20 protein-coding genes and 1 pseudogene are annotated in these 17,773 nt (G+C 71.1%); 13 read left to right on the top strand and 8 right to left on the bottom strand.

Features of this window, described 5'->3' with window-relative positions; translation table 11 throughout:
- The first annotated feature begins 238 nt into the window (after positions 1–238).
- The 3 genes from ACFWR9_RS10940 to ACFWR9_RS10930 all read left to right on the top strand — a co-directional run bounded on the left by ACFWR9_RS10940 (position 239) and on the right by ACFWR9_RS10930 (position 1,746).
- Positions 239–658: a helix-turn-helix domain-containing protein gene (locus ACFWR9_RS10940; RefSeq protein ID WP_383838822.1), complete on the top strand. Its 420-nt coding sequence runs from the start codon at positions 239–241 to the stop codon at positions 656–658.
- Between the two features lie 24 nt (positions 659–682).
- Positions 683–1,297 (top strand): hypothetical protein, encoded by a 615-nt coding sequence (locus tag ACFWR9_RS10935; protein ID WP_383838819.1) that lies wholly within the window; start codon positions 683–685, stop codon positions 1,295–1,297.
- Between the two features lie 113 nt (positions 1,298–1,410).
- Positions 1,411–1,746, top strand: coding sequence for a DUF2516 family protein (locus ACFWR9_RS10930; protein WP_383838816.1), 336 nt, complete (start codon positions 1,411–1,413; stop codon positions 1,744–1,746).
- Between the two features lie 64 nt (positions 1,747–1,810).
- On the opposite strand, the gene ACFWR9_RS10925 is transcribed toward ACFWR9_RS10930, so the two are convergent.
- From ACFWR9_RS10925 to ACFWR9_RS10915, 3 genes are all read right to left on the bottom strand, one after another.
- Positions 1,811–3,214 (bottom strand): PP2C family protein-serine/threonine phosphatase, encoded by a 1,404-nt coding sequence (locus ACFWR9_RS10925; RefSeq protein ID WP_383838813.1) that lies wholly within the window; start codon positions 3,212–3,214, stop codon positions 1,811–1,813.
- Positions 3,215–3,484: 270 nt separating this feature from the next.
- Positions 3,485–4,588 carry an NlpC/P60 family protein gene (locus ACFWR9_RS10920; protein ID WP_383838810.1) on the bottom strand — a complete coding sequence of 368 codons (1,104 nt, stop codon included), beginning with the start codon at positions 4,586–4,588 and terminating at the stop codon, positions 3,485–3,487.
- 205 nt (positions 4,589–4,793) lie between these two features.
- The gene (locus ACFWR9_RS10915) at positions 4,794–5,579 is read right to left on the bottom strand and encodes a class I SAM-dependent methyltransferase (RefSeq protein WP_383838847.1); all 786 of its coding nucleotides are present in this window, start codon (positions 5,577–5,579) and stop codon (positions 4,794–4,796) included.
- Positions 5,580–5,737: 158 nt separating this feature from the next.
- Here ACFWR9_RS10915 and ACFWR9_RS10910 point away from each other — a divergent pair, with 158 nt between their 5' ends.
- From ACFWR9_RS10910 to ACFWR9_RS10895, 4 genes are all read left to right on the top strand, one after another.
- Positions 5,738–6,160, top strand: coding sequence for a DUF4260 family protein (locus ACFWR9_RS10910; protein ID WP_383838807.1), 423 nt, complete (start codon positions 5,738–5,740; stop codon positions 6,158–6,160).
- Between the two features lie 4 nt (positions 6,161–6,164).
- Positions 6,165–6,674, top strand: a complete 510-nt coding sequence (locus tag ACFWR9_RS10905) for a TetR/AcrR family transcriptional regulator (RefSeq protein WP_383838844.1) — start codon at positions 6,165–6,167, stop codon at positions 6,672–6,674.
- 196 nt (positions 6,675–6,870) lie between these two features.
- Positions 6,871–8,244 (top strand): D-inositol-3-phosphate glycosyltransferase, encoded by a 1,374-nt coding sequence (gene mshA / locus ACFWR9_RS10900; protein ID WP_383838804.1) that lies wholly within the window; start codon positions 6,871–6,873, stop codon positions 8,242–8,244.
- Positions 8,237–8,740: a YbjN domain-containing protein gene (locus ACFWR9_RS10895; RefSeq protein WP_383838801.1), complete on the top strand. Its 504-nt coding sequence runs from the start codon at positions 8,237–8,239 to the stop codon at positions 8,738–8,740. Before mshA ends, ACFWR9_RS10895 begins: the two co-directional genes overlap by 8 nt.
- A 21-nt stretch (positions 8,741–8,761) precedes the next feature.
- Here ACFWR9_RS10895 and ACFWR9_RS10890 read toward each other — a convergent pair whose 3' ends face one another.
- The gene (locus tag ACFWR9_RS10890; RefSeq protein ID WP_383838799.1) at positions 8,762–9,586 is read right to left on the bottom strand and encodes an AraC family transcriptional regulator; all 825 of its coding nucleotides are present in this window, start codon (positions 9,584–9,586) and stop codon (positions 8,762–8,764) included.
- Positions 9,587–9,635: 49 nt separating this feature from the next.
- Between ACFWR9_RS10890 and ACFWR9_RS10885 the strand changes: the two genes are divergently transcribed.
- Positions 9,636–10,106 (top strand): DUF2000 family protein, encoded by a 471-nt coding sequence (locus tag ACFWR9_RS10885; protein ID WP_383838796.1) that lies wholly within the window; start codon positions 9,636–9,638, stop codon positions 10,104–10,106.
- A 70-nt stretch (positions 10,107–10,176) separates the two neighbouring features.
- On the opposite strand, the gene ACFWR9_RS10880 is transcribed toward ACFWR9_RS10885, so the two are convergent.
- Positions 10,177–11,472, bottom strand: a complete 1,296-nt coding sequence (locus tag ACFWR9_RS10880) for an MDR family MFS transporter (RefSeq protein WP_383838793.1) — start codon at positions 11,470–11,472, stop codon at positions 10,177–10,179.
- Positions 11,473–11,634: 162 nt separating this feature from the next.
- On the opposite strand from ACFWR9_RS10880, the gene ACFWR9_RS10875 reads away from it, so the two are divergent.
- Positions 11,635–12,396: a phosphoglyceromutase gene (locus ACFWR9_RS10875; RefSeq protein WP_383838790.1), complete on the top strand. Its 762-nt coding sequence runs from the start codon at positions 11,635–11,637 to the stop codon at positions 12,394–12,396.
- An 84-nt stretch (positions 12,397–12,480) separates the two neighbouring features.
- On the opposite strand, the gene ACFWR9_RS10870 is transcribed toward ACFWR9_RS10875, so the two are convergent.
- Together ACFWR9_RS10870 and ACFWR9_RS10865 are read right to left on the bottom strand one after the other, a co-directional pair.
- Positions 12,481–13,023, bottom strand: coding sequence for a GNAT family N-acetyltransferase (locus ACFWR9_RS10870; protein WP_383838841.1), 543 nt, complete (start codon positions 13,021–13,023; stop codon positions 12,481–12,483).
- 176 nt (positions 13,024–13,199) lie between these two features.
- Complete coding sequence (locus ACFWR9_RS10865) at positions 13,200–13,637, bottom strand: ATP-binding protein (RefSeq protein WP_383838788.1); 438 nt, start codon at positions 13,635–13,637, stop codon at positions 13,200–13,202.
- Between the two features lie 253 nt (positions 13,638–13,890).
- Between ACFWR9_RS10865 and ACFWR9_RS10860 the strand changes: the two genes are divergently transcribed.
- The 4 genes from ACFWR9_RS10860 (at position 13,891) to ACFWR9_RS10845 (ending at position 17,457) form a co-directional block, all read left to right on the top strand.
- Positions 13,891–14,649, top strand: coding sequence for a GntR family transcriptional regulator (locus ACFWR9_RS10860; protein ID WP_383838785.1), 759 nt, complete (start codon positions 13,891–13,893; stop codon positions 14,647–14,649).
- Positions 14,650–14,889: 240 nt separating this feature from the next.
- Positions 14,890–15,186, top strand: coding sequence for a hypothetical protein (locus tag ACFWR9_RS10855; RefSeq protein ID WP_383838782.1), 297 nt, complete (start codon positions 14,890–14,892; stop codon positions 15,184–15,186).
- Between the two features lie 415 nt (positions 15,187–15,601).
- A complete protein-coding gene (locus tag ACFWR9_RS10850) occupies positions 15,602–16,987 on the top strand; it encodes an FAD-binding oxidoreductase (RefSeq protein ID WP_383838779.1) in 1,386 nt (461 codons plus the stop codon).
- A 149-nt stretch (positions 16,988–17,136) separates the two neighbouring features.
- Positions 17,137–17,457, top strand: coding sequence for a GYD domain-containing protein (locus tag ACFWR9_RS10845; protein ID WP_383838776.1), 321 nt, complete (start codon positions 17,137–17,139; stop codon positions 17,455–17,457).
- Positions 17,458–17,470: 13 nt separating this feature from the next.
- On the opposite strand, the pseudogene ACFWR9_RS10840 reads toward ACFWR9_RS10845, so the two are convergent.
- Positions 17,471–17,596: pseudogene (locus ACFWR9_RS10840) on the bottom strand (DUF1905 domain-containing protein); the annotation flags it as partial.
- Positions 17,597–17,773 lie beyond the last annotated feature (177 nt).

Below are 17,773 nucleotides of genomic sequence, written 5' to 3'. Positions count from 1 at the left end.
GTTCCCCGCGCCCCTTAAAGGCATGCACTCGCCGTCCCGACCCAGGGGCGCGGGGAACTGCGCGACCAGCCCCCAGCCGCCCGCACTCATGCGACGGCCGAAACCACGACGACGGCCAGCGGCGAGGCGGCGACCGCAAGCGCCGGGCAAGGGGGCGTGGCCCGCTGGGTGGGCCGAATGGTGCACTATTGCAAGCAGGTTGCTTGCAATAGTTAGCAGGGTCGGGCATGGTGGAGGCATGGCCTCGCTCAACGTCGGCAATCTCGGTGAGTACCTGCGCGAGCAGCGGCGCAACGCGCAGCTGTCGTTGCGGCAGCTCGCCGACGCCGCGGGCGTGTCCAACCCGTACCTGAGCCAGATCGAGCGCGGGCTGCGCAAGCCGAGCGCGGAGGTGCTCCAGCAGGTCGCCAAGGCGCTGCGCATCTCCGCCGAGACGCTGTACGTCCGCGCGGGGATCCTCGACGCCGAGCGGGACCGGGACGACGTGGAGACGCGCGCGGTCATCCTCGCCGACCCCTCGTTGAACGAGGGGCAGAAGCAGGTACTGCTCCAGGTCTACGAGTCCTTCCGCAAGGAGAACGGCCTCGGGACCGACGCGGACGACGGGGCCCCCTCCATACCGGGCCCGGCCGCGAAAGCATCACAAAACCCTCAGTAATACGTCATTCCGGAGGACCGCACCATGGCCATCACCGACGACCTGCGCAAGACCCTCAGCGACCCCACCCCGCTCTACTTCGCCGCCGGCACCGCCGACCTGGCCTTCCAGCAGGCCAAGAAGGTGCCGGTGCTGGTGGAGCAGCTGCGCACCGAGGCCCCGGCGCGTATCGACGCCGTGCGCAACACCGACCCGAAGGCCGTCCAGGAGAAGGCGACGGCCCGCGTCAAGGAGACCCAGGGGACCCTCCAGGCCAAGGCCAACGAGCTGTTCGGCTCCCTCGACGCCGACTTCAAGAAGCTCGGCGAGAGCGCCCAGGACCTCGCGCTGCGCTCGGTCGGCGTGGCCGCCGAGTACGCCGTCAAGGCCCGGGAGACCTACGAGAAGGTCGCCGAGCGCGGCGAGCACGCGGTGCGCACCTGGCGCGGCCAGGCCGCCGAGGGCATCGAGGACATCGCCGAGGACGTGGAGGAGCTGGCCGTCGCCGTCGAGCCGGCGAAGCCCAAGCCCGCCCCGTCCGAGCCCGTCCGGCTCACGGACGACAAGGCCGCCGCCGCGAAGAAGACCCCGGCTCCGCGCAAGGCCGCCCCGGCCAAGAAGAGCCCCGCCGCCAAGAAGACGACCCCGCCCGCCAAGTAGGCAGGGGACGCGGTCAGTGGGAGCGGGCCGGGCACCCTTGGGGTGTCCGGCCCGTTCTCCGGGTACGGTGACCGCGTAATGACGACCCGAGTCTGGTGGTGGACGTTGTGCTGATGCAGGGGTTCGCAGGCTTCATGTGGCTGCTGAGCATCGCCCTGATCCTTTTCAGCGGCTTCGCTTTGATCGACGCCGCCACGCGCCGCGAGGACGCCTACCGCGCGGCCGACAAGAAGACCAAGCCCTTCTGGCTGATCATCCTGGGGATCGCGTTCGTGGTGAACCTGATCTTCAACATCCTGTCGTTCCTGCCGATCATCGGCCTCATCGCGACCATCGTGTACATGGTCGACGTGCGGCCCGCGCTGCGCGGACTGCCGGGCGGCGGCCGCAGCACCCGCCGCGGCTCCAGCAGCGACGGCCCCTACGGGCCGTACAACGGCGGCCGCTGACGGGGCGCTGACGGGGCGCTGACGGGAACCCCCGCGCGGAGCGCGGTCACCGGGACCGGGCGGCTCAGGCCGTCCGGTCCAGCAGGACCACCGCTACGTCGTCCGCCAGCTCGCCGCCGTTCAGTTCGCGGACCTCGTTGACGGTCGCCCGCAGCAACTGCTCGCCCTGCAGACCCTCGGCGAACTGGCGGCGGACCAGCTCCACCATGCCGTCCTGGCCCAGCCGCTCCCGGCCCTCGCCGATGTGGCCCTCGATCAGGCCGTCGGTGTAGAGCATCAGGCTCCACTCGGCACCCAGCTCCACCTGCATACGCGGCCAGCGGGCGCCCGGCAGCAGGCCCAGCGCCGGGCCGTTGTTGTCGTAGGGCAGCAGCCGTGCGGGCCTGCCCGGGGCGGCGACCAGCGGGGACGGGTGGCCGGCCAGGCACAGGCCGGCGCGGCGGCCGTCCGGGGAGATGTCCACGGCGCACAGCGTCGCGAAGATCTCGTCGTCAGCCCGCTCGTGCTCCAGCACCTGCTGAAGGGTGCCGAGCAGCTCGTCGCCGCAGAGCCCCGCCAGGGTCAGCGCACGCCACGCGATCCGCAGCTCCACGCCGAGCGCCGCCTCGTCCGGGCCGTGCCCGCAGACGTCGCCGATCATGGCGTGCACGGTGCCGTCCGGGGTGCGCACGACGTCGTAGAAGTCGCCGCCGAGCAGCGCGCGGGAGCGGCCCGGGCGGTAGCGGGCGGCGAAGCGCAGCGGGGAGCCGGCGAGCAGCGGGGTCGGCAGCAGGCCGCGCTCCAGACGGCGGTTCTCCTGCGCCCGCAGCCGGCCCTCGGCCAGGCGCCGCTCCGCCGAGTCGGACCGCTTGCGCTCCACGGCGTACCGGATCGCCCGGCTCAGCAGACGGCCGTCCAGCTCGTCGCGGAACAGGTAGTCCTGGGCGCCGACCGCCACGGCCTCCGCGCCGCGCTCGGCATCGCTGGAGGAGGTGAGCGCGAGCACGGCGTGCCGGGGCGCGAGCTCCAGTACGTGCCTGAGCACCGCCAGCTCGTCGTCGCCCTCCGCGCGCCCGTCGCCGTCGGCGTCCGCGTTGGCGCGGGCCGGGGCGGGGGCCGACAGGGCGAGGTCCAGCAGGATGCAGTGGACGTCGTCGGTCAGCAGCCGCGCGGCCTCGGTGAGGTTGCGGGCGGTGCGGACGCGGATCGGCTTGCCGGTCTGGTCGATCAGGTCGGGCACGAGCGGTGAGCCGGCCGGATCGTCCTCGATCAGCAGCAGCGTCAGGTTCGTGGGGATGGTGCTTCCACGGCGGCCCGTGGGCCTCTCGCGCTTCTCCGTGGTGTTCTCTCGCTGACTGGTGGGGTTGTCGGCCGGGTTCGTCCCGGGCGGGGCCTGTTCCTTGGAAGGGCCGCTGTCCGGGGACGCGGCGGGCGCCTGACCACACTCCACGGCCGGGATCGCCCTCTGCCGCGGTACGGGTACGGGCATCGTCTTGGTTTCCTTCCCTCCCCCCGAGGGCATGGCGGGGCGAGGGACCTCGACCCACCGACGGGGACCATAACGGGTGACGGCGCCGCTGCGGAATGGTCCAGCACACGCCGGTCCGCCATCGGCCACTGTCATATGCCGCGTTATCGGCCGCAGTTGGACACGTCGCCCCGGGACCGGGGATGACGAACGTCACGCGGGGGGTGCGCCGGGGGTGCGGTGGGTCACGTGGCCCGCTTCACGTCCCCGGCGCGGAGCGCGTGGCCCGCGTCACCGCTCCGGTGCCGCCGGGTCCGGCCGGACCACCCCGAGGATCGGCATCGTGCCCGCTCCGGCGATCGTGATCGAGCGCCCCGGGCGCGGGGCGTGCACGACGGAGCCGTCGCCGACGTACATGCCGACGTGGCTGGCGTCGTCGAAGTAGATGATCAGGTCACCGGGGCGCATGTCCTCGACGTCGACGCGCTTCAGCTGCTTCCACTGCTCCTGCGAGGTGCGCGGGATGGTGCGCCCGGCCGCCACCCAGGCCTGGGAGGTCAGGCCGGAGCAGTCGTAGGACTTGGGGCCCTCGGCGCCCCACTGGTACGGCTTGCCGATCTGGGCGGTGGCGTACTCGACCGCCTTCCTGCCCCGCTCGGTCGCCTCGCGGTCGAGGTCCTTGAGGATGCCGGAGTCGAGCCACGCGGTCTGGGCCTTGGCCTGGGCCTCCCGCTCCAGCTCGGCGAGGCGCTCCTTCTCCTCCTTGGCCAGCTCGGACTCCAGCTTCTCGGCCGCCGCGATCTGCTTCTCGATCTTCTTCTGGGCGGTGGCCTTGGTCTTGCGGTTCGCCTCCAGCTTCTTGAAGCGGGCGGAGGCGTCCGCCGCGTAGGTCTTCAGGTCCTCCTGGGCGCGGGACAGCTCGCCGAGCAGGCCCTTGGTCGCGCGCTGGCCCTGGAGCACCCGGCCGGTGCCGTCGAGGAAGTCGCCGGGGTCGTCGCTGAGCATCAGCTTGGCCTCGTCGGGCAGGCCGCCGGTGCGGTACTGGGCGCGGGCCGCGGCGCCGGCGCGGTCCTTGAGCCGGTCCAGCTTCTCCTGGCCCTTGACGATCTTCTTGGCCAGCTCGACGATCTCGGCGTTCTGCTTCTCGGCCTTCTCCTCGGCGGCGTTGTACTCGTCCGTGGCCGAGGCGGCCGCGCGGTAGAGCGAGTCGAGCTTCTTGCGTACGGCCTCCAGGTCCTTGCCGCGCCCGGGGTCCGGGGCGGGGGAGGCGCTGGGCGTGCCCCGTGACGGTGTGGGGCCGGGGTCCGCGAACGCGGTGCCCGGTGCCGCGAGCACGGTGACCGCGCAGACCACGGTCACGGCAGCGGTCATCAAGCCATGCTTCCCCGTACGCATACGTCGCCCCCAAACTGGTTAACCGTCAGTAACATAGCGCTCGGGGGATCGTGCCATGCCGGCGCGGAAAGCGACAGAGGCCGCGCGCTTCCCTCCTGCTTCCCCCCTTCTGCCGCGCCGTACGACGATGCCCCTCGCTGTTCCCCTTGCTGTATCCCTGACTGTGTGACGAACGCCGCACGGAGATCGTTCCCGCCCGGCGGGTTCAAGTGCGCGGCGCCAACGCCTCCCACCGCACCGTCACTTCGCCCTGGCGCCACCGCGCCGGTCCGTCCGTCACCGGCCAGTCGGCCGTCAGGTCCCGCACCGCGCGCATCCAGCGCTGGCGGGCGCCATAAGAGGCGTAGGGCGCGGCGGCGGCCCAGGCGCGGTCGAAGTCGCGCAGGAACGCGTGCACGGGCTCGCCGGGGACGTTGCGGTGGATGAGTGCCTTCGGCAGCCGCTCGGCCAGGTCGGAGGGGCGGTCCAGGGAGCCGAGGCGGGTCGCGAGGGTGACCGTGCGCGGACCCTCAGGGCCCAGCGCCACCCACACGTGCCGGCGCCCGACCTCGTCGCAGGTGCCCTCGACCAGGAGCCCTCCGCGCGAGTCCTGCGACGCCGGCGCGAGCCGCGCGCACAGCCGCCGCCAGACGGCGGCGACCTCCTCCTCGTCGTACTGGCGCAGCACGTTCGCCGCGCGGATCAGCGACGGGGGTGGGGAGACGGGCACCTCGAAGCCGCCGTGCCGGAAGACGAGCCCCGCGCGCGCGTACGGTTCGGCCGCCGCCACCCGGGCCGGGTCGATCTCGACGCCCACCACGCGCGCGTGCGGGGCGACGGTGCGCAGGCGGTGCAGCAGCTCCACGGCCGTCCAGGGGGCCGCGCCGTAGCCGAGGTCGACGGCGACGGAGTCGGCGGCCCGGCGCAGTTCGGCGCCGTGCGTGGCCGTGATCCAGCGGTCCATGCGGCGCAGGCGGTTCGGATTCGTGGTCCCGCGCGTGACCGTGCCCAGGGGGCGGGGGGCGCGGGGTGGTGGCATGCGTACGAGGGTATGCGGCGGGGCGGATGCGCGGTTCCGGGGTGCTGGGCTGCCGGGGGCTTGACGGCTAACGGCGTTAGCCATACGGTGTGGCTAACGACGTTAGCTCGCCCACTCCCCGGGAGGCACCCATGAGCACGGTCGCGCCGGCAGTCACCGCCCGCACGGTCACCGCCCGCACGGTCGTCAGCCGCACCGCGTGGCTGCTGAGCGCGCTGTTCTGGTCGGCGTTCGCCGTCCTGGAGGCCGTCAACCACGGCTGGGTCGCGGGCCTGCTGGCCTTCGCCTTCTTCCTGGCGCCCGACCTGACGTTCCTCGTCGGAATGTCCGACGCGCCCCGCATGGAGAAGGGACGGCTGACGCCCCGCGCGGTGCCGTACTACAACGCCGCCCACCGCGCACTGATCCCGCTCGCGCTCGCGGTGCTCTACACCGTGACGCCGGTGACCTGGGCGCCCGCGTTCGCGGCGCTGTGCGGGTGGCTCGCGCACATCTCGTACGATCGCGCCTTCGGTTACGGACTGCGCACCAAGGAGGGCTACCAGCGTGGCTGACCGCCTGTCCCCCCGGGCCCGGGAGATCGCCGCGGCCGCCCGCACGCTCCTGGAGGAGTCCGGGCCCGCCGCGCTCACCCTGCGGGCCATCGCCGACCGCCTCGGCATCAAGGCCCCCTCCCTGTACAAGCACTTCCCCGACAAGGAGGCGGTCGAGACCGAGTTGGTCGTCCAGTCGCTCACCGAGGCGGCCGAGGCCATGGAGGCCGCCGAGACGCGCGAGCCCGGCTCGCTGGCGGCGCTGGCGGAGGCGTACCGGGCCTACGCGCTGGCCCACCCCCACCTGTACTGCCTGATGACCGAACGCCCCCTGCCCCGCGCGTCCCTCCCGGCCGGCCTGGAGGACCGGGCCGCCGCGCCGCTGATGCGGGTCTGCGGCGGGGACCTGGACCTGGCCCGCTCCTTCTGGGCGTTCGCGCACGGGATGGTGGTACTCGAGATCCACGGCAGGTTTCCCGCCGGCGCGGACCTGGCGGGGGCATGGAAGCGGGGGGTCGGGGCGCTGCGCCCGTAGGTGGCGCCCATGGGTGGCGCCCGTAGGCGGTCCAAGGGGTGGCACGCACCCGGCCCTCGAACGGTTGAGCGATAGCCGGTAATGATTCGGCAAAGGTCGGTAAACCGGAAATGGAGCACCGCCATCCGGTGTTCCACCCCGTGGAGGGCGGCGTCTGTCCTCCGACCGGCATGCCCGCAGCGTGGAGGAGTGGCTCGTGAGCCAGTACGTCAGCAGGCTCGGGCGTCGCTCACCGGCGGCCTCCCCGCGGCTCCGGCTGCTGCGCAGGCCCCGCCGCGTCGCCATGCTCTCCGTGCACACCTCACCGCTCCACCAGCCCGGCACCGGCGACGCCGGCGGCATGAACGTCTACATCGTCGAACTCGCGCAGCGCCTCGCCGCGATCAACATCGAGGTCGAGATCTTCACGCGCGCGACGGCCGGGGGACTCCCGCCGTCCGTCCAGCTCGCCCCCGGCGTCCTCGTCCGGCACGTCGACGCCGGCCCGTACGAAGGGCTTTCCAAGGAGGAGCTGCCCGCCCAGCTCTGCGCCTTCACCCACGGCGTCATGCAGGCGTGGGCCGGACACCGCCCCGGCCACTACGACCTGGTCCACTCCCACTACTGGCTCTCCGGCCACGTCGGCTGGCTCGCCGCCCAGCGCTGGGGCGCCCCCCTCGTGCACGCCATGCACACCATGGCCAAGGTCAAGAACGCCAACCTGGCCGACGGCGACACCCCCGAACCGGCCGCGCGCGTCATCGGCGAGACCCAGATCGTCTCCGCCTCCGACCGCCTCATCGCCAACACGGCGGAGGAGGCCGACGAACTCGTCCGCCACTACGCCGCGGACCCCGCCAAGGTCGCCGTCGTCCACCCCGGTGTGAACCTCGACCGGTTCCGCCCCTTCCCCAAGGGCGCCGTCCCCGGCCCGGACCGCAGCGGCAACGCCCGCGCCGCCGCTCGCGCCCGCCTCGGCCTGCCCCAGGACGCGCTGATCCCGCTCTTCGCGGGCCGCATACAGCCCCTCAAGGCACCGGACGTACTGCTGCGCGCCGTCGCCGTACTCCTCGACGAACGCCCCGAGCTCCGCTCCCGCATCGTCGTCCCCGTCGTCGGCGGCCCCAGCGGCAGCGGCCTCGCCAAGCCGGAGGGCCTGCAGAAGCTCGCCGCGCGGCTCGGCATCGCCGACGTCGTACGGTTCCGCCCGCCCGTCGGTCAGGAGCAGCTCGCCGACTGGTTCCGGGCCGCGTCCGTGCTGGTCATGCCGTCCTACAGCGAGTCCTTCGGCCTGGTCGCCATAGAGGCCCAGGCGGCCGGTACGCCGGTGCTCGCCGCGGCGGTCGGCGGCCTCCCGGTCGCCGTGCGGGACGGGCTCACCGGCCGCCTCGTCCAGGGCCACGACCCCGCCGCGTACGCGCGCGTGCTGCGCGACTTCGCCGACAACCCGGAGCTGACGGCGAGGATGGGCGACGCCGCCGCCCGGCACGCCCAGTCCTTCGGCTGGGGCAGCGCCGCCGCCGCCACCGCCGACGTCTACACGGCCGCGATCCAGGCCCACCGCCGTCGCGTACGCTCGCACCATGGCTGAGGCGCGCGGGACGACGGCAGCGGTGATCGAGGGGGCGCTCAAGGACGCCGACGTCGAATGGGAGAGCCCCGCAGCCGGCAACTACGTCGTCAAACTCCCCGGCACCCGCAAGCTGTCGACGACCGTCTCCCTCCTCCTCGGCCGGCACTCGCTCTCCCTCAACGCGTTCGTCATCCGCCACCCCGACGAGAACGAACCGGCCGTCCACCGCTGGCTGCTGGAGCGCAACCTCAAGCTCTACGGCGTCGGTTACGCCGTCGACCGCCTCGGCGACATCTACGTCTCCGCGAAACTCCCCCTGGCCGCCGTCACCGCCGACGAGATCGACCGCCTCCTCGGACAGGTCCTGGAGGCCGCCGACGGAGCCTTCAACACCCTGCTGGAGCTGGGCTTCGCGTCCGCCATCCGCAAGGAGTACGAGTGGCGGACCGCGCGAGGGGAGTCGACGCGGAACCTGGAGGCGTTCCAGCACCTGATCGAGCGCGGCGGGCACTGATGCCGGTGGCCGGCGCCGCCGTCAGTGGCTGCTGCTGCTGCCGCCGCTGCCGCGGTAGCGCCCCGGGGTGACCCCCACCAGACGCTTGAAGTGCCGGGTCAGATGGGCCTGGTCGTAGAAACCGGTGACCCCGGCCACGTCCGCCGGGGCGTGTCCCGCCAGCAGCAGGCGCCGGGCCCGGTCGACCCGGCGGGACATCAGGTACTGGTGCGGCGCGATGCCGTAGGCGCCGCTGAACGCCCGTACCAGGTGGGCCGGATGGGCCGGCACCAGCGCGGCCGCCTCCGTCAGGCCGATGCCCTCGACGACCCGTTCGTCCAGCAGCTCCCGCAGCCGCCGGGCGAGTTCGGGGTCCCGGCGCTCCGCGCCCACCTCGTGCCGGGGCACCAGATGGGACCGCAGCCGCTCGCCGACGAACGTCAGCCGACTCTCCGCCTCCAGCTCGTCGCCGGGCAGGGCGAGCGCGGTGTGCAGCTGCCCGACCCGGCGGCGCAGCAGCGGATCACGCAGGTCCGGGGCGTCCACGGCCGGCCCGATCAGCTCGTCCCCCAGCCGGGAGGCGTCCAGGTACAGCACCCGCTTGCGGAAGCCGTCCGGCGTCGCGGGCGAGCCGTTGTGCGGCACGTGCGGCGGCAGCAGCGACACCGTGTCGTGCGGGGTTCCGTGCTCGTGCCGGTCCAGGTCGTACCGTACGGCCCCGTCGTCGACGATCAGCAGCGTCCACACGTCGTGGACGTGCATCGGGTAGGCGTACTCGGTGTAGTGGGCGTGGAAGACCTCGACGACGCCCGGGACGCGGGGTCGCCAGGCGGACACGCTCCGCTGGTCGTTCCGCTGGCCGGCCATGCAAAAAACGTACAAGACCGGGCGGGGTGCGGGTCGGCAGTCTCACCGTATGAGCACGCACGATGCACCCCCTGAGGCTCCTGAGGATGGGACCCCCATCCAGCCCCCCATCCGCTTCGACACCAAGATCGCCGTCCTGCTGCGCGAGGACCTGGAGACCTGGCAGCGCCTGAACGTCACGGCCTTCCTGGTCAGCGGCCTGAGCGCGCAGTTCCCCGAGGTGATCGGGGAGCCGTACGAGGACGCGGACGCCGTCGGCTACCTGCCGATGTTCCGCCAGCCGGTGCTGGTCTTCGAGGGCACGAAGGAGACGCTGACGAACGCCCACGCGCGCGTGCTGTCGCGCGCCCTGCCCCGCGCGCTCTTCACGTCCGACCTCTTCGCCACGGGCAACGACCGCGACAACCGCGCGGCGGTACGGGCCGTGCCCACGGCGGAGCTGGACCTGGTGGGACTCGCGGTGTACGGCCCGAAGAACGCGGTGGACAAGGTGCTGAAGGGGGCGCGGATGCACCCGTGAGCGGGGGGCCGGCGGGGGCCGGCGCCAGCGGCGCTGCCGGTGCCGGTGGCGCTGTCGGCGCCGGTGCCGGTCAGACGGCGCTGATCTCGGGCTTGGTGGGCGCGGGCGTCCCGGAGGCGGCTGCGGCCGCCCCCGCCACCCCCGCCACCTCCGCCTCCTCCGTCGGCAGCCCCCGCATCAGCGCCCAGTACCCGGCCGCCGCCACCGTGCCGACGACCGCGCAGGTGCCCCACAGCCACTCGGCGCCCCAGCGGTCGATGACGAAACCGGACATCAGCGGGGCGACGAGCGAGGCGACGGCCCAGGACATGGTGTACATGCCCTGGTAGCGCCCGCGTCCGTGTACAGGGGAGAGGCGGACGACGAGCCCGGTCTGCGTCGGCGCGTTGACGATCTCGGCGAGCGTCCACACGCACACGGTGAGCGCGAAGACGCCGACCGACCCGGCGAAGGCGGTGAGCCCGAAGCCGTACCCGGCCAGCAGGGACGAGGCGACGAGCAGCAGCCGCGGATCACGGTGCTCGATGAACCGGGTGACGGGAATCTGGAGTACGACGATCAGGATGCCGTTGACGGCGATCGCCATGCCGAAGTCCGCGGGCGTGAAACCGGCCTCGCCCATGGCGACCGGCAGCCCCAGATACCCCTGCTGGAAGATCACGGCGACCAGGAACGACAGCCCGACGACGCTCATGTACCGCCCGTCGCGCAGCACGGTCCCGAGAGAGACGGCCACGTCCGCGCCCTCGTCGTCGGCGGCGCCCTCCTGCGACGGCCGGGACTCGGGCAGCTTCACGAAGACGAGGACGGCGCAGACCAGCGTCATGCCCGCCTCGATGAGGAAGCCCGCGAGATAGCTGACCTCGGCGATGAACCCGGCCGCCATGGAGGAGATCGCGAAGCCGAGGTTGATCGCCCAGTAGTTGAGCGAGAAGGCCCGGATACGGTCCTCGGGCCGCACGATGTCCGCCATCATCGCCTGCACGGCCGGCCGGGAGGCGTTGCTGGCCATGCCGACCACGAACGCGACGGCGGAGATGGCGAGGGGGTGGTGCACGAAGCCGAGCACCGCGACGGACAGGGCGGTCGAGGTCTGGGCGACCAGCAGCGTGGGCCGCCGCCCGAGCCGGTCGGTCATCACCCCGGCGCCCACCGAGGACACGACCCCGCCGAGCCCGTGCAGGGCGGCGACCAGACCGGCGTACGAGGCGGAGTAGCCGCGGTCGATGGTCAGGTACAGCGCCATGAAGGTGGCGACGAAGCCACCGAGCCGGTTGACCAGGGTGCTGGTCCACAGCCACCAGAACTCGCGGGGGAGCCCGGAGACGGTCTCCCGTGCGGCACGTCTGAGACCGGCGACGGACATGGGACCCCCGTGGAAGATACAAGCGGATGTAAGCGGCTGAAGCGGTGAGCACAACTTACGAACGGGATGTCGGACGGGGCCACCCAATTAACACTTCTCGTCAACCGTCCGCCCACCGGGCGCCCCGCGCGGGGGGTCAGGGGTTCGATTACGCTCGGAGCCATGGCCGACGCACCGTACAAGCTGATCCTCCTCCGCCACGGCGAGAGCGAGTGGAACGAGAAGAACCTGTTCACCGGCTGGGTGGACGTCAACCTCACCGCGAAGGGCGAGAAGGAGGCGACGCGCGGCGGCGAGCTGCTCAAGGACGCCGGCCTGCTGCCCGACGTGCTCCACACGTCCGTCCAGAAGCGCGCGATCCGCACGGCCCAGCTCGCGCTGGAGGCCGCCGACCGCCACTGGATCCCGGTCCACCGCCACTGGCGCCTCAACGAGCGCCACTACGGCGCCCTCCAGGGCAAGGACAAGGCGCAGACCCTCGCGGAGTTCGGCGAGGAGCAGTTCATGCTGTGGCGCCGCTCCTACGACACCCCGCCGCCCGCGCTGGACCGCGACGCCGAGTACTCCCAGTTCGACGACGCCCGCTACGCGGCCCTCCCGCCGGAGCTGCGCCCGCAGACGGAGTGCCTGAAGGACGTCGTCGTCCGGATGCTCCCGTACTGGTTCGACGCGATCGTCCCGGACCTCCTCACCGGCCGCACGGTCCTGGTCGCCGCCCACGGCAACTCCCTGCGCGCCCTCGTCAAGCACCTCGACGGCATCTCCGACGCCGACATCGCGGGCCTGAACATCCCGACCGGCATCCCGCTGTCCTATGAGCTGGACGCGGAGTTCAAGCCGCTGAACCCGGGCGGGACGTACCTGGACCCGGACGCGGCCGCGGCTGCGATCGAGGCGGTCAAGAACCAGGGGAAGAAGAAGTAGTAGACGTGATCACGCCCCCGACCTGTGCGAAGGGCGCAGGGCGGGGGCGACGGTCCTGAAGACGAGGTCGTGTCGGGCGGCCCCTCAGTCCTCGGGGTCGCGCAGGCCGACGCAGTCAAAGGCCCAGAAAGCCTCTGAGTAGACGAAGGTGCCCGTCATCCACGGCTCGTGAGCGGACAACCGGGCGACCTGAAACGCGGCTTCGGGAATACGCAGCGACGGCGAACGGAAGCCCACCGCGCCGGCACCCTCGAAGCCGCGCGTGCCGTAGTAGCGCGGCGAACCCTCCAGGAATACCAACGGCACACCCTGACGGTCGGCCGCTTCGAGCGCATGGGCGATGAGCAGCGTGCCTATGCCCCGACGCTGGAACTCCGGTACCACGCCCAGCGGTGACAGCGACAGGACGTCCACGATCCGGCGCGGAGCATCCAGCCTCGTCGCGCTCAGCAGCACATGTCCTACGACGCGGTCGTCGACGGCGGCGACGAAGGACATCGGCGCCAGTGCGGCCTCCGCAGCGCGAAGTGCCTCCACGAGCCCGGGAACCCGATCGCCGTCACCGAAGGCGCGCGTGTGAACCTCGCGCACCTGTCGATGATCGTCAGCGGTCTCTTGCCGGATCACCAGCCCGGCACTATCGGCAGTGGTCCGGGGGCCTCCAGGCGCATGGTGTGACGTCATGGTGCCGACAGTAGATCGCGGAGCAACTCATCCGCGAGGCATTTGCGCACCCCGTGGCCCTCAGGCCCCCAGCCGCTCCACCACCCTTGGCCGCCGGGGGCTGCTGTCCACTGCGTTCGTCATGAGGGCCAGGCGTCAGCCATCACGAAGGAGACGGCCGTTCCCCCGAAGCGGCTCGGGCCGGAGTGCCAGGACGCTGCGATGGAGTCGACCAGGAGCAGCCCCCGCCCGTGGGCGTCGCAGGCATCCGGCCGGCGCAGACGTACGTTCGCCGGAAGGCCCGGATTGTGCACCTCCACACGGAGATTGGTCCCTTCACGGAACCACTCGACCCGGACGAACCAGGCGTACTCCGTACTCCCGTAAAGAATTGCGTTGGTCACGAGCTCCGAGACCAACAGCACGCAGTCGTCGAGGGAGCAGCGGGGTTCGTACGGGGCGATGAACCTCCGAAACCAGCGACGGGCTCGGGGGACGGACTCCGGAGTCGGGTGCAAGGCCATCATTCCGAGCCGCGGTGACTCCTCACAGGGATACCGATCGATCACAAAGGACATCCGTACTCACTCCCCGCTGCCCTCGCGATCACGGCAGCACTGGTTCCCGGCCGTCGCAGCATGTCGATCGGCGCAGACGCAGAGGCCCCATACGCAACCTCTCTAGACATCTTGAGATTGGATTACCTCTCTAGAGATGTCAACCCAAAGGTGGTGGGCTGCCGCCCGGACGAGACGCCTGCGACTACACGCAGCGAGCGACCACCCGACCTGTGGCCTAAGGTGTCTAGAGAGGCGAGAGGAGGGTTCCGGAATGGCCAAGACCGACGACGACCGTCGGCCCAAGTACCAGCGGATCGCGGACTCCCTGCGCGAGGCGATCCAGTCGGGCGACTACGGTCCCGGTGATCGACTGCCTGGGGAGAACGACCTCATGACCACGTACGACGTGGCCCGCATGACGGCCCGGCAGGCCCTGAGCGTCCTCCGTGACGAAGGCGTCGCCGAGGCCCGCAAGGGCGCCGGCGTCTTCGTGCGCGCCTTCCGCCCCATCCGGCGCCGAGGCATCGACCGACTGGCCCGCGACCAGTGGGGCAATGGCCGCTCCGTCTGGTCGACAGACGTCGAGGATCGCGCACTTGAGGTCGACCGGATCACGGTGTCCGAGGAGGTGCCGCCGGAACGCGTCAGCGCGGTCATGAATCTGACCGGCGAGGACACAGCGTGCGTGAGGCGCAGGCGCTTCGCCCTCGACAGCAAGCCGGTCCTGCTCGCGACGAGCTATCTCCCCATGTCCCTGGTTGCCGGATCCCGCATCACCGAGGAGGACACCGGGCCAGGCGGTGCATACGCCAGACTCACCGAACTCGGCCACGAGCCGGTGCACTTCCGCGAGGAGGTCCGCTCACGCATGCCGTCACAGGACGAGGTGGCGCAGTTGGAAATGTCCTCGGGCACTCCGGTCATCCTCATCTGCCGCACCGCCTTCACGGACGGCGGCCGCGCCGTCGAGGTCAACGAGATGACCCTGGACGCCGCTTCGTACGTCCTGGAGTACGACTTCGACGCCTGAGCCCGTGCGGCCCCGATCAGCGTGTCGAGTCTCAGTTGATGGTCGACGGCTTGGCGCCGGGCGACGCTCCCGCCTCCGCCCCGCTCCGCCCGGCCGCCGGACGCGCGCGTCGCGGCAAGCTTACGAGCCCCCGATCTCTCGCCCCATATGGCCTGCACCGGATGCAAGGGCCCGGGGCCTCGACGACGATTGCAGGGCGAACATGCGTGTGCCGACACGCCGGTGAGAGGTGGAAAGACCATGAGGGTGTTGCTGACCGTCCAGATGGACACCGAGAAGGCGAACAAGGCGATCACGGGCAAGACGTTGCCCAAGACGATGAAGTCGGTGCTCGACCGAGCCAAGCCGGAGGCTGCGTACTTCGGGGACAAGGATGGGATGCGCACCGGATTCATCGTCTTCGACCTGAAGGAGATGTCCGACATCCCCTTCATCGTCGAACCGTTCTTCCAGGACCTCGGTGCCAAGGTGACCTTCACGCCCGTGATGAATTTCGACGATGTCCAGGCCGGTCTGCAGAAGTACGGATCGAGCTGATCGCACCCGGGAAACTGTTGGCGCTGTTCAGACCTCCAACGGGCCGCGCAACGTGGCGGAGGCCGGTGGGGCGCAGCGAGGCGTACGCGCGCCTGATCGGCCGGCGTCCTCGCCGTAGTGGCTGGCTGTCGTCGGCTGAGGCACACACGAGCCCGTATCCAGCTCTGAGCAGACGTCGTAGGTCACCCACCTGCGGACAAGAAGAAACAGCTGATTTGAGCGTGCCCCTCACCTGCGCGAGTGAGGGGCATTCGCATGCCTTGGCGCTCTCTGGGAATTGCATGACTCGGTAATCGGCGGGACGCTGGACACGTCAGCCTTACGGCGCCGACCGGGCAATCGGCGACCGACGCTGCGACCGGAGAGGCGGAGGCCGGGTGGGACGGGGTGCTTCGCCTCCTCCAAGGAGAACGCCATGCAGAGTGCAACCCTGGAAGCGATGCAGACCGCGCTGCGCGGGCCCGTCATAGGTCCGCAGGACGCCGAATACTCCCAGGCCCGCAAGGTCTACAACGCAATGATCGACAAGCATCCCGCTGCCATCGTGCCATGCAGGGATGCTGCCGATGTCATGTCCGCGCTCACTTTCATCCGTGACGCCGGACTGGAACTCGCCGTCCGGGGTGGCGGACACAGCGGCCCCGGCCTCTGTCTGGTGGACGGCGGCGTCACCATCGACCTCTCGCCGATGCGCGGAGTACGTGTCGACCCCGTCGACAAGACCGCCCAGGTCGGCGGCGGAAGCCAGCTCAGCGACCTCGACCACGCCACCCACGCCTTTGGGCTCGCCACACCCACCGGCATCATCTCGATGACCGGCGTCGGGGGGCTGACGCTCGGCGGCGGTCACGGCTACCTCACCCGCAAGTACGGCCTGACCGTGGACAACCTGCTGGCCGCCGACGTCGTGCTGGCCGACGGCAGCTTCGTCACCGCGAACGAGACCGAACATCCGGACCTGTTCTGGGCCCTGCGCGGTGGCGGCGGCAACTTCGGCATCGTGACCTCCTTCACCTACCGGCTCCACCCGGTGGACACCGTCGGGGGCGCGATCACCGTGTGGCCGGTCGATCGCACCCGCGAGGTGCTGGCGTGGTACCGCGACTTCCTCCCGCAAGCACCCGAGGACGTGTACGGCTTCTTCTCGCTCTTCGTCATCCCGCCCGGCCCACCGTTCCCCGAGGAAATCCACGGGCGGAAGATGTGCGGCGTCGTGTGGTGCTACACCGGTGATCCGAGCCGCTTCGAAGAGACACTCACGGCAGTACGGGAGCCCGGACCGCCGGCCTTCCACTTCACGGCACCGATGCCCTACCCCGCGTTGCAGGGCATGCTCGACGACGTGATCCCCACCGGGTACCAGTGGTACTGGCGCGGCGATTTCTTCGACCGCATCCCGGATGCCGCCATGGACGTACACCTCAAGTACGGCGAGAACCTCCCCACCCAGCTCTCGCTGATGCACCTCTACCCGGTCGACGGGGCCGCCCACCGGGTGGGCCGGGACGACACCGCGTGGAGCTACCGCGACGCCGTCTGGTCCGGCGTCCTGGCCGGCGTCGACCCCGACCCGGCCAACGCCGAGGCCATCAGGCAATGGTGCGTCGACTACTGGGAGGAGCTGCACCCGCACTCCATGGGCGGCTCGTACGTGAACTTCATGGGTACGGGCGAGGGCCAGGAGCGGGTCCGGGCCACCTATCGGGACCACTACGACCGGCTCGCACAGGTCAAGCGGACGTACGACCCGGACAACATCTTCAACGCCAACCAGAACATCAGGCCGGCCCAGCGGCAATGACCACCGGACCTTGCGCCACGCCGCCGCGCGTTGGGCAGGCGGTGACCGACGCCATCCCCACGAGTTCAGCCAGTCCGTCCGTGAGCAGCGGCCGACGCGGCAGCGGAAAGTCCTTGTACACCGGACAAACGATGGGCAGGAGGCATGCTGTGCCGAAGTTTCTCATTCAGGCCACCTACACGCACGAGGGCACCAAGGGGCTGCTCAAGGAAGGCGCCAGCGGCCGTCGCTCCGCCGTCGACCAGGTCGTCACCGGCCTCGGCGGGCAGGTCGAGGCCATGTACTTCGCCTTCGGGGAGCACGACGTCGTGCTCATCGTCGACTTCCCCGACCCGATCTCCATGGCCGCCGTCAGCCTCACCGTCAAGGCCAGCGGTGCCCTCCACACCCGGGCCACCCCGCTCCTCACCCTCGACGAGATCGACGAGGCCGCCCGCCGACAGGTCACCTTCCGCGCTCCCGGCACCTGAAAGGCCTGCTCTTTCAGGCCCCCACCCGCTCCACCAGCCGCACAGTCACCCTGTCGCCCTCCCCCTTCCCGATCGCCCTCCGTACCTCCGCCTTGACCGGCAACTTGTGGGTGCCGTCGCCCAGGGCCATGAAGGATGAATTGCTTGTTCATGGTCCGTACCGCCTGTTCGGGAGTTCGCGTGCGTCCGGTTTCAGTAGGTAGGACCGGGCCCGGGCCCCCCAAAAAAACGTTGGCGGGCCGGAGGGGGTTAACCCCCGTGCCCCCGGGGGGCCCGTTGGCCCCTGGCCCGTGTTTAAAACAACCGGGCGTGGCTG

Source organism: Streptomyces sp. NPDC058534, from assembly GCF_042717365.1.
Taxonomy (GTDB): domain Bacteria; phylum Actinomycetota; class Actinomycetes; order Streptomycetales; family Streptomycetaceae; genus Streptomyces.
This window is presented reverse-complemented; position numbering and strand designations above follow the sequence as displayed.